Annotated in this window: 9 protein-coding genes; 8 read left to right on the top strand and 1 reads right to left on the bottom strand. The window is 71.6% G+C overall.

Features of this window, described 5'->3' with window-relative positions; genetic code table 11:
* The first annotated feature begins 296 nt into the window (after nucleotides 1-296).
* Entirely contained in the window at nucleotides 297-1,580 is a 1,284-nt protein-coding gene (locus tag QLQ12_RS40290) for a hypothetical protein (protein ID WP_282766269.1), read from the top strand.
* A gap of 442 nt (nucleotides 1,581-2,022) precedes the next feature.
* Complete coding sequence (locus QLQ12_RS40285) at nucleotides 2,023-3,078, top strand: helix-turn-helix domain-containing protein (protein ID WP_282766268.1); 1,056 nt, start codon at nucleotides 2,023-2,025, stop codon at nucleotides 3,076-3,078.
* Nucleotides 3,079-3,259: 181 nt separating this feature from the next.
* Here QLQ12_RS40285 and QLQ12_RS40280 read toward each other — a convergent pair whose 3' ends face one another.
* A complete protein-coding gene (locus QLQ12_RS40280; RefSeq protein ID WP_282766267.1) occupies nucleotides 3,260-3,481 on the bottom strand; it encodes a hypothetical protein in 222 nt (73 codons plus the stop codon).
* 283 nt (nucleotides 3,482-3,764) lie between these two features.
* Here QLQ12_RS40280 and QLQ12_RS40275 point away from each other — a divergent pair, with 283 nt between their 5' ends.
* From QLQ12_RS40275 to QLQ12_RS40250, 6 genes are all read left to right on the top strand, one after another.
* Nucleotides 3,765-4,376, top strand: a complete 612-nt coding sequence (locus tag QLQ12_RS40275; protein ID WP_282766266.1) for a helix-turn-helix transcriptional regulator — start codon at nucleotides 3,765-3,767, stop codon at nucleotides 4,374-4,376.
* Nucleotides 4,377-4,556: 180 nt separating this feature from the next.
* Nucleotides 4,557-4,688, top strand: coding sequence for a hypothetical protein (locus QLQ12_RS40270; protein ID WP_282766265.1), 132 nt, complete (start codon nucleotides 4,557-4,559; stop codon nucleotides 4,686-4,688).
* Between the two features lie 112 nt (nucleotides 4,689-4,800).
* Nucleotides 4,801-5,949: a SagB/ThcOx family dehydrogenase gene (locus QLQ12_RS40265; protein ID WP_282766264.1), complete on the top strand. Its 1,149-nt coding sequence runs from the start codon at nucleotides 4,801-4,803 to the stop codon at nucleotides 5,947-5,949.
* Entirely contained in the window at nucleotides 5,946-6,995 is a 1,050-nt protein-coding gene (locus QLQ12_RS40260) for a SagB/ThcOx family dehydrogenase (RefSeq protein WP_282766263.1), read from the top strand. The genes QLQ12_RS40265 and QLQ12_RS40260 overlap by 4 nt, the downstream gene beginning before the upstream one ends.
* Nucleotides 6,992-8,791, top strand: coding sequence for a S9 family peptidase (locus tag QLQ12_RS40255; RefSeq protein ID WP_282766262.1), 1,800 nt, complete (start codon nucleotides 6,992-6,994; stop codon nucleotides 8,789-8,791). The genes QLQ12_RS40260 and QLQ12_RS40255 overlap by 4 nt, the downstream gene beginning before the upstream one ends.
* A complete protein-coding gene (locus QLQ12_RS40250) occupies nucleotides 8,736-9,995 on the top strand; it encodes a tetratricopeptide repeat protein (protein WP_282766261.1) in 1,260 nt (419 codons plus the stop codon). The genes QLQ12_RS40255 and QLQ12_RS40250 overlap by 56 nt, the downstream gene beginning before the upstream one ends.
* Nucleotides 9,996-10,004: the final 9 nt, after the last annotated feature.

Here is a 10,004-nt window from a genome sequence, read left to right as displayed (position 1 = left end):
GGCAGGCGCATGCCATGAGTGAGTCACACCGAACCTGCGGTGGACAGCCGCGAGCGAGCGATCCCACCGGTCACCTCGACCAAGCCTGGCCGGGCTGCGGTCGTAGATCAATGAAACAAGTAGCCGCTGACAAAGCGTGCTGAGCGCCGTGCGAGCGGTCGAGGCGCTGGGCGGCCGTCATCGCTCGGGGAGAACCTCACGAAGTTGTATCGCCGCCCGGCACCCTGCCAGGGTAGGCGTCGCTGGGGGCGGAAAACGGTCGCCGGATCGGGAATGCGCCCCTACGGTGGGGCGCGATGAGCGGTGACGGGGAAACAATCGAGTACGAGACGGCCGGCACACTGTTCGGGGCGTTGCAGCGCGGGCTGGGACGGGGTGCGATCCGGGCGGCTACCGAGGCCGGAGCAGCGGAAGCCGTTTTTCGGTGCGTGAAACGTGATCAGCGATGGGACACCCAGGTCGAGGACCGGACCGTCTACCTGGCTCGGCTGGTTCGTGATCTCGAGCTCCCGTTGGCGCCGTTGCTGGGGCTGCTCGGCAACCCGCCCGGTGCCGACGGTTACGGGCGCGATGAGACGTTCGGCAACGTGCTTAGCGTCCTGACAGCGCTGGGCACGGCCGGGAACGACGAGGCCGTCGAAGGCCTGCGGCTCTATGTGGCCGCCGGGCCGCGCTGGGCCGAGGTGCTGGAACAAGTAGCAGAGGAGTGGCCCCGCGACTGGTGGGATGGTCTGCTCACGGTCGCCCGGCACCGGATTCCGGACGCCGGTGACAACATCTGGTGGGGCGGCCGGCCGTGGACCGACTGGGCGGCGGCGGACGAGGCGGTCGAGGCGCGGTTGGCCGTTTGGGAGGCGGGGTACGCGGCGGCCCGGGCCGCGCCGTACCGGCTTGGTGCCGGTGGCATCGCGGACGCACCGGCCGAGCGTCTGCTGGCCGCGATCCGTGCCGATGGTGGCCCGTGGCTGTCGGCCCTGATGGAACTGAACCGTCGCGGCCCGGAGCCTGCCCTGCTGCCGTTGCTGGACATGCTGGCGGAGCGGGCGGAGTCACCGGGAGCGCAGTACGCGGCGGTGGGCAAGGCCGTACGCCTGCTCGGGCAACGTGCTCTGCCGCACGCGCGGCGTTGGGTCGCCGGCCCGGAGCATCCGCTGGCCGACCAGGCGGTGCACGTCCTGGCTGACCACGGGGACGTCACCGATGTGCCGGTGCTGCTCGCCGTGTGGGAGCGGCTGGCGCGGGAACCGGAGCAGCACTGCGGCTACGACGTTGTCGCCGAAGGACTCGCGCGCATCGGCGGACCGACGGCCGGGCGGGTGGTGCCGTGGCTGCGCGAGCGGTGGGTCACCCCGCACAGTTATGAACGGGCCGCCTACCTGCGGGCGTTGCTAGCGCTCGACCCAGAGGGCGCGGACCCGCTGCTCGTCGAGGGCCTGTGGGACTGTGAGAAGGCGGTGCGGACGATCGCGGCGCAACGAGCCGGGCTCACACCCGTGGTCCGGGACCAGCTGGCCGCGCTGCGGGACGACCCGATCGAGGAGAAGGCGGTACGAGCGATCGCTGCCGCCCGTCTCGCCTGAAGCCGGGAGATGAAACGGCGACTCACCGAGGCTTCGGGACCCGGTGAGGCGCGCCATCATCGGCCCCCGAAAGTTGCCGGACCAAAGCAACCTCAGCACTGGACATGCAGCGCGAATCCGGTTCGCGGAGAGGTCACGACATGACCGGCAAGAACATCCGGATCGGCCGCAGGTCGGGTGTAATAGGAAACGTTCGAACGATCAGGATCGCCCACCAGGAGATGACAACGGTTAGGTTGTGCCAGCTGGACTGGTCGCCGCGGTTGCTGCCGCCGCGGGGCAAAGAATCACTGTTGCCGATGCAGTGCACACTGCTATCCGACAATGTCCGCTCCGGACACACCGGTCGGTCGGCATGACGGTGGGTCCGCGGGTCCGCCGGGAGGTTCGGGTGCCACCGTCTGCCGCGCCCTCGTCAACCGGCGATGAGGAGGCCACACCTGTGCACGGCACCGACGACATCCACGACCCGGCCGCGGCGCCGCCGACGTCCGCGCAGGCGGCGGTCTACCGCTGGCTGGCGGCCAACGACTGGAACGCCGACGTCGCACGGGCGGCGAACGATCTGGAACTGGATCCGGCGCAGGTGGATGCGGCACTCGACTGGGTCGTACGGATCGGCCTGGTGCACCGCGACGTCACGCTGCCAGGGCGATTCGTGTCGGTGGACCCGGACGTGGTCACCGCGACCGCAACGGCCCGGCTGGAGGAGCAGCTTCGGGCGAGCCAGGCCCGGCTCGCCGAGATTCGGGACGGCTTCCGCGGATTGCGCGGCGACTACCTGGCAAGCGTCCAGCGCACTGCCGGGGCGGTGGAGCTTATCCCGCGCATCGAACAGGTGCGGGTAGCTCTCAATCAGGCCTCCGACGCGTGCCGACGGGAGATGCTGACCAGCCAGCCGGGCGGCAACCGATCGTCGGAGGCGCTCGAGGAGGCGCTGGCCCGTGACACCCGGCTGCTGGGGCGCGGCGTGCGGATGCGCACCCTCTATCACCACACGGCGCGCTTCAACGGGCCGAGCCAGGCGTACGTTGCCACGGCGTCCGCGCTCGGCGCCGAATACCGGACCGCGCACCAGCTCTTCGGTCGTCTGATCATGTTTGACCGGGAGGTCGCGTTCATTCCCGACGGGCACGGCTCCTGGGGTGCGGTGGTGGTCCGGGAGCCGTCCGTGGTCGACTACCTCTACCAGGTCTTCGAGGGCGCCTGGGACGCGGCGCAGCCTTTCTCCGACCCGTACACGGCCGGGATGCAGATCGTGGCCCGAGAACTCGACCGGACGATTCTGCGGCTGCTGGCCACCGGCCTCAAGGACGAGACGATCGCCCGGCGGTTGGGCATGTCGCTGCGGACCGCCCGCAAGCACATCGCCGACATCATGGAGGGCCTCGGCGCGCAGAGCCGGTTCCAGGCCGGGCTGCGGGCTGCCGCGGCGGGTCTGCTGGACGACGAGGACCGGAGCGCCGCCGATCCGGGAGCTTGTACCGCACCGTCGTGACCGCCGGCGATGCGGCGAACGACCGCCTGTCGCGGCCCTATGACCCGGATCAGCCAACGCAAGACACCGCGCCGGGGGTCCGGCCGGCCGGATTCAGCCCGCGCGGGACACCGCGCGGGGGCCAGCACGTCGCCCCGAAGCGGCCGACGTGCCGGACAGCCTGTCGGTGCGCCGGTCGCTCTCAGCCACCCCAGGCGCTGTCGTCGTCGTCGCCGCCTCCCCCGCCGATACCGCCCTCGTTCCCGCTGCCGGTGTCACCGCCGATCACGACTCCGGTCTGGTTCCCAGCACCGGCAATCGGCCCGTCGGCACTCAGCCATCCGCGTGGTGCCGGCTGCCAGGCCCCGGCGGCGCCGAGAGCGAGCAGTGCCGCGAGCACGGCTGCACTGGCGACGAACTTCATGTTTCCTCCATACCTTGGACGGCTCGACACCCATGGACGATCGTCGGCCGGTCGCGCGCGGGCCAGAGCGGTGGGCCCTCAGCAACGTGCGGTGCAGCAAAGGGACCCCCGAAGAAAGGCGGCAAAACAGCCCGCAATCCGACTCCCGCCGGCGGGTGTCGTAATTGCTCGACGTTCGCTTTGCTGCAGCGCAGCAAGGTGAACCCGCGCGCGGCTGGCCGGGGCCGGTGGCCGGCGGGTTAGCTCCGACGCAGTAACGGTTCACTGCTTCGTGGAGGAACCCATGCCCCAGACCACTGTCGTCGTTATCGCCGACGACCCGATCATCAAACAGGGGGCGGACGCCTACCTGCGCACCGTCGCCGAATTGCGGCTCACCGACCAGGACGCTCTGCCCACCGCGGACGTCGTGCTGGTCTTCGCCACCCGAGTCACCGAGGGCACCATGAACGCCCTCCGCCGGATCGCGGTCACCAGCCGCAACCCGGACATGCGGATGATCCTGGTCGTGCACGACATCGGCGAGCCGCACGTGTTGCGGGCCGTCGAATACGGCATGACGACGCTCCTGTTGCGCCCGGACAGCGACTACGGCCGGATCGTCGAGGCCATCACCGATCCCGGGCACGCCGTCCTACCTCGCCGGGCCCTACGGTCGGTGTGCGACCACCTGCGCCGAACGCACGCGGGCGGCCGGTCCGCGCACGGCTTCTCGGAACGTGACATCGCCATTCTGAAGATGCTTGCCGACGGCGCCGCCACGGCCGAGATCGCCGATCGACTGCAATACTCCGAACGTACTATCAAAAATGTCATTAATGCGTTTATGAAACGTCTCGAACTTCGCAACAGGGCACACGCTGTTTCGTACGCTCTCCGCGCTGGTCTGCTCTGACACTGCCAAGATGGTGCCCGGCCGATCATCGGCCGGGATTTTTCAGGGCACTGTGGACTGCCCTGTTTCCCCGGAAACGCTGCACCTTCCCCCCGCCTTCTTGCCGCCCCGGCACGGAATGCCGAAACCTACCGGGCAGAGCCGGGAAGGCCGGTTCGGATTTACCGGAAGGAGTCCGTCATGGACCAGAAGGTTGACACCGCTATCGAAGAGACCACTGTGGCCGTCGCCGACACCGAGGCGTCCGCCGACATCGTCGAGGAGACCTCGGCCTACGAGGTCATGCTCCTGCAGAGCATCGACATGTACTGAGACCGGCCGCGCCTAGCGGCGTAGCGGGCATCCCGCAGGCGGTTCCGGTCCGGTCGGACCGGAACCGCTCCCTACCGGCCAACACCTCCGATCGCCCGAGGAGGGCAGTTCCGTGGAGATACGACTCAATCCGGCTGTCCGGATCCATCCGCCGTCGCCGGTCACCGGCGAGCGGTGGCTGGCCGAGGACATCCTCGCCCGTACGCGCTTCACCGTCTCCCCGGCCGCGGCCGCCGCGCTGGTCGCGTCCGTCCGCCCGCAAGGGGCCGACGAACTCGCCGGCACCCTGGCCGCGGCGGCCGGCGACGAACGCCCACTCGCCGACTGGCAGCGGCTGATCGCCGGCCTGCTCGGCCGAGGCCTGCTCCGGGACGCCGCCGACACCGACGAGGAGTTGGACTGGCTGGTGGACGTGCGCCGTCGGTGGAGCCGGTACGGCTGGCACGAGTCCGTCGAGTACCACACGCTGGCCTTCGACTATCCGTGCGTGGACTACGCCACCGGGGCCGGTTTCCTGGCCGACCGGGACCGGATGCGCCAATACCGCGCCGACGAGCCGGAGACCGAGCGCTTCAAGCTGGACTACGCCGATCACCCCGCCGTCGACCTGCCCGATATCGACGACGACCTGATCCCGGCCACCGCCCGCGACTACTGGGCCGGCGAGATCAAGCCGGTGCCGATCGATTTGGACGGCGTCCGCCGGGTGATCGCCGCCGCGTTCGGCATCACCGGCTGGATCGTCCGCCGGTCCGGGGCCCCGCCGGCGCTGCGCCGCAGCAGCCCGTCCGGCGGCGGCCGGCACCCCAGCGAGGGCTACCTGATCGCGCACGACGTCCCCGGCCTCGAACCCGGCTGGTACCACGTCACCATGCAGCCGTTCGGCCTGCGGCGTGTCGGCGACCTGCCGGTCGACGACCAGAGCCTGTCCCGGCTGTTCCCCAATGCGGCCGGCCGATTCCCGGTACGCGCCCGAGCGCTGCTGGTGGTGACCTCGGTCTTCGAACGCAACATGTTCCGCTACCGCGAGCCGCGCACCTATCGAACCGTCCACATGGACGCCGGCCACATCGCCAAGTCGTTCCTGACCGCCGCCGGCGCGGCAGGGCTGTCCTCGGCGATCTTCTACTGCGACGCCGGCACCGAGATCGAACGGTTGCTCGGCCTGGACGGCCTCACCGAGGGCTACATGCTCACCGTCGCGCTCGGCGACGGCCACGAGGAAGACCTGCGCCAGCTGGTCGGAAGGGTGACAGCATGACCTCCACTTCCCCCGCGTCCTGGCCGGTCGGTGTCGCGCTGCGGCCGCCGGTGGACCTGGAGGCGGCCACTGTCGAGCTGGCCGACCAGGTCACCGGTCGCCGGTTCCAGTGCCGGCCGGAGGCCCTCGCCGCGACCATCCTGTCCGGCCGGGTCCCCGCTCCCCTCGACCAACTCGGCGACCGGACCGCTCTGGTGCCCGGCCTGCGGCACTGGCTCCGCCGTGGCTGGCGTCCGTCCGACGGGGCCTATCTGGCGTCACGCCGTTGGTCGTACGCCGACACCGCAGACCCGGGCAACCGGATCCGGGAACAGACCGTGGCCGGATACCTGGCCGCCGGAGGGCAGCCGCCGGCCGAGCAGCTGCCCGACGGGCCGGTGACGGTCCTCGGCCCGCCCGCCCCTCCCGGCGAGCAGCCGGTCACCCAACTGCTGAACCGGCGGCGCACCGGCCGGGTCTACCGGTCCGAGCCGGTGCCGCTGGCCGACTTCTCCGGCCTGCTTTGGTACGGGTTCGCGCGGGTCCGGTACCGCCGGGAGCGCAGCGACCCGGGCATGCCGCTGTCGCTGCTGGACAGTGTGGGCTCGGCGTGGGACATCGCGCTGGCCGTCTACGGCGTCGACGGCGTCGAACCGGGCATCTACCGCTACGACATCCTCCGGCACGAGCTGCGGCTGGTTCAGGCGGGCGACCACCGTGCCGCCATGGTCGACGTGCTCCAGGGCATGCACTCACCGGAGACCGCCGGGTGGACCCTCGGGCTGGTCGCCGACTTCCCCCGCTACCAGTGGCGTTACCGGCACGAGCACGGGCTGCGCCGGCTGTGGATGGAGGCCGGCATGATCGGCCAGGAGCTGCTCCTGCTCGCGAGTTCGTACGGGATCAGCACGCTGGTCACCCCGGCTCAGAAGGACCGGCCGTTCCTGCGGCTGCACGGCTTCGACGACCGCCGCTACGCCGCCGTCTACACCCTCACTCAGGGCCTGTCCCGCGGCCGGGCCGGCGTCGGGATCAACGGGCACGACATCGAGCAGGTGCCCCGGTGAGGACCATCGACGAGCACCTGCGGGAGCAGCTGCTGGCACCCGAGTACCACACCGGGGTCCGGCTCTCGCCCGACGGCCAGTCAGTAGCCGTGATCCGGACCACCGCCCGCGGGCCGGAGATCGTCCTGGACGACCGGCTGCTCGCCGCCGAACACGACCAGACGGTTACCGACCTGCGCTGGGCCGCGGACGGGTCCGCGCTGTACTACCGCCGCGCCCTGCGGGGAACCGAGAAGTGGCAGCTGGTGCGCCTCGAGCCGGGCGGCGCGGCCGAGGTGGTGCCGGCGGCCGGGCCGGTCGCCGAGTTCTGGACCGCTGGTGACCGGGTCGCGTTCGCGGCCGGCGGCGTGCTGCACGTCAGCGCGCCGGGCCGCGAACCGGACCAGGTCTCCGCGGACCGGTATCACCGCTGGCTGGTCGACCGGGAGCTGCGCCCGCGCGGCGGCATCCGGCTGCAGCCGGACGGTGGTCTGCACCTGGTCGTGGACGGCGCGGTGCGGCTCGCCCTCGGACCGGACGACAGCACGACGTTCGCCGTTGTCGGGTTCGCCGCCGACGGCCGCACCGTCTACCTGCTCTCCGCGCACGACGCGCCGACCCGGCGGCTGCTGGCCCTGGAGTGCGCGACCGGCCGGCAGCACACCGTCTTCGCCCATCCCGATCTCGACGTCGAGGGTTACCCGATCGGCGGGCCGGGCGTCTGGTGCGACCCGCGCACCGGCGAGCCGGACATCTGCCAGACCGTCGGCCAGCGGCCCCAGCTGCACGGGCTGGGCCGGCCCACGCCGGTGTTCGCGGTCGGACCGGACGAGGCGATGCTGCTGCTGGACCGCAGCACCGACGACAGCACCTGGCTGACCGTGCGAGTCCGGTCCGACGGGCCGATCCGCTACGAGCTGGTCGCCCCGGACACCGGCGCCACCCGGCCGCTGCTGGTGAACCGGCCCGGCCTGGCCGGCCGGCGCCTGCCCCGCCTCGACGACCTGCACGTCACGGCCGGCGACGGGGTCTGCCTCCACGGATACGCGATGCGCCCGCTGGACACCACCGGGCCGCTGCCCACGGTAGTGATCGTGCACGGTGGTCCGGCCGGTCGCGACTACTTCCGCTTCCACGCCCTGGCGCAGTACGTGGCCGCGCTGGGCTTCCAGTCCCTGCACGTCAACTACCGCGGCTCCCGTGGCTTCGGCACGGCGTTCCGACGGGCCGGTGACGGCGAGTGGGGCGGCCGCATGCAGCAGGACCTGTACGACGCGATCGCCGACGGGGCGCGGCAGGGCCTGGTCGACCCCGACCGGGTGGCCCTGCTCGGCGCCTCCTACGGCGGGTACGCCGCCCTGCTCGCCGCCTGCACCCGGCCCGACCTGGTCCGTTGCGCCGTCGCCTTCAGCCCGCCCTGCGATCTCGCCGCGCTGGTCGGCGACACGCCCGCGTACTGGCGGCCGTTGGCGGCGACGCTGCACCGGCACATCCTCGGCGACCATCCAGCCGACGCGGACTGGTTGCGCGGCCGCTCACCGCGACACCTGCTCAGCCCCGACGCCGCGCCCATGCTCATCGCCCACGGCGCCCGCGACCCGCGGGTGCCGGTGGCCCAGGCGGAAGACTTCGTGGCCGCCGCAGACCGAGCCGCCGCACCGGTGACCTATCTGCGGCTGGACGGCGAGGGGCACCACGTCACGACCACACAGAGCCGGCGCGTGCTGTTCCGCCGGATCGAGGAATTCCTGGAGGTCCACCTTGTCCACGACCACCGTACGGCCGCGCCTGCACCTGCAATCGCGGTACACCCGTAACCAGGCGTACGGGCGCCCGCCCCAGGTGACCGGCATGCCCGACCTGGAGCAGAACCGCCTCGGCATCTTCTGGCGCCCGATCATCGACATGGCCGACAGCCCGTTCGCGCCAATGCGGCTGCGGCTCATCCAGCACATTTCGGGGTGGCTGGCCGAGCCGGCGGCCGGCCACGTCTCCTGGTTCGCCCGGATCGGCTTCCCCGAGTTCCGCCGGCAGGTGCTGGCGCACGCCGGCCTGACCCGGTACGCGTGCCGCACGCCGGCCGGCCTGCCCGCCGAGCTGCGTACCCCGCAGTGGCAGCTGCTGGTCGACCGGCTCGACGACTACGACCGGCTCGACGACGGCACCCGCGCTCTCGTCGTGTTCCACGTGGCCCAGCTGTCCTTCTGCGAGTACGCCGCCGACCTGGCCGGCGTGGTCCGTCCGACCGGCGACCCGGCCCGCGACCGATTGGCCTACGAGGTCGCCCGGGTCACCGCGCGCGTGCCCGGCCGGGTCCGGACCGCGTTGAGCGTCTTCGCCGAGCTGGCCACCACCGCAGCTGATCGCCGGCTCGCGCTGGCCGCCTGCGCGCAGGGCATCAGCCACGCCATTCGCGGCGGCGACGACACCGAGCTCGCGGAGACCTTCACGACGTACGCCACGGCCCTGCACGCCGGCGACCTCGACGACTGGCACGGACACCTGGTCCGCAGCCGGTACCACCGGGCGGTGGCCCTGCTGCGCCTGATCCAGCGACGTCCGGTGGAGATGCGGGCCGAGGTGACCACCGCGCTGTACCACGGCAACCTGCTCTACACCGACGGTCTGGGCGGCACGGACCGGCTGGTCGCCGACGAGAACCGCCGGATCATCCTGGAGTCGCAGATCAAGGCGGCGGCCCGGGCCGCCGGCGGCGAGACCACCGCGCAGCTGCGCGGGTTCTGCGAGGCGCTGTACGCGCTCGACCCGTACTGCCAGAACGCGCTGCTGGTGATCGGCGACGGGTATGCCACGGCCGGCCAGTTCGCCGAGGCCGCCGGCTGGTACACGCGTGCCGGCGAGTTGGGCACCGCGGGCGGCGCCTACGGCTGGTACCGGGCCGGTCAGTGCTTCGACCTGCTCGGCGACGTCGGCAGCGCGGTCAACGCGATGGGCCGCTGCCTGGAACTGGACACCACCGCCGTCGAACCGGGCGCGTATCTCGCCGCCCGCCAGAAGTAGGGGCGAGCC

It is taken from the genome of Actinoplanes sandaracinus (assembly GCF_030009775.1).
Taxonomy (GTDB): Bacteria; Actinomycetota; Actinomycetes; order Mycobacteriales; family Micromonosporaceae; genus Actinoplanes; species Actinoplanes sandaracinus.
This window is presented reverse-complemented; position numbering and strand designations above follow the sequence as displayed.

Excerpts from the sequence above, each read along its gene's own strand:
- QLQ12_RS40290 (WP_282766269.1), top strand. The coding sequence starts at position 297 with ATGAGCGGTGACGGGGAAACAATCGAGTACGAGACGGCCGGCACACTG.
- QLQ12_RS40280 (WP_282766267.1), bottom strand. The coding sequence starts at position 3,481 with ATGAAGTTCGTCGCCAGTGCAGCCGTGCTCGCGGCACTGCTCGCTCTC.
- QLQ12_RS40275 (WP_282766266.1), top strand. The coding sequence starts at position 3,765 with ATGCCCCAGACCACTGTCGTCGTTATCGCCGACGACCCGATCATCAAA.
- QLQ12_RS40270 (WP_282766265.1), top strand. The coding sequence starts at position 4,557 with ATGGACCAGAAGGTTGACACCGCTATCGAAGAGACCACTGTGGCCGTC.
- QLQ12_RS40260 (WP_282766263.1), top strand. The coding sequence starts at position 5,946 with ATGACCTCCACTTCCCCCGCGTCCTGGCCGGTCGGTGTCGCGCTGCGG.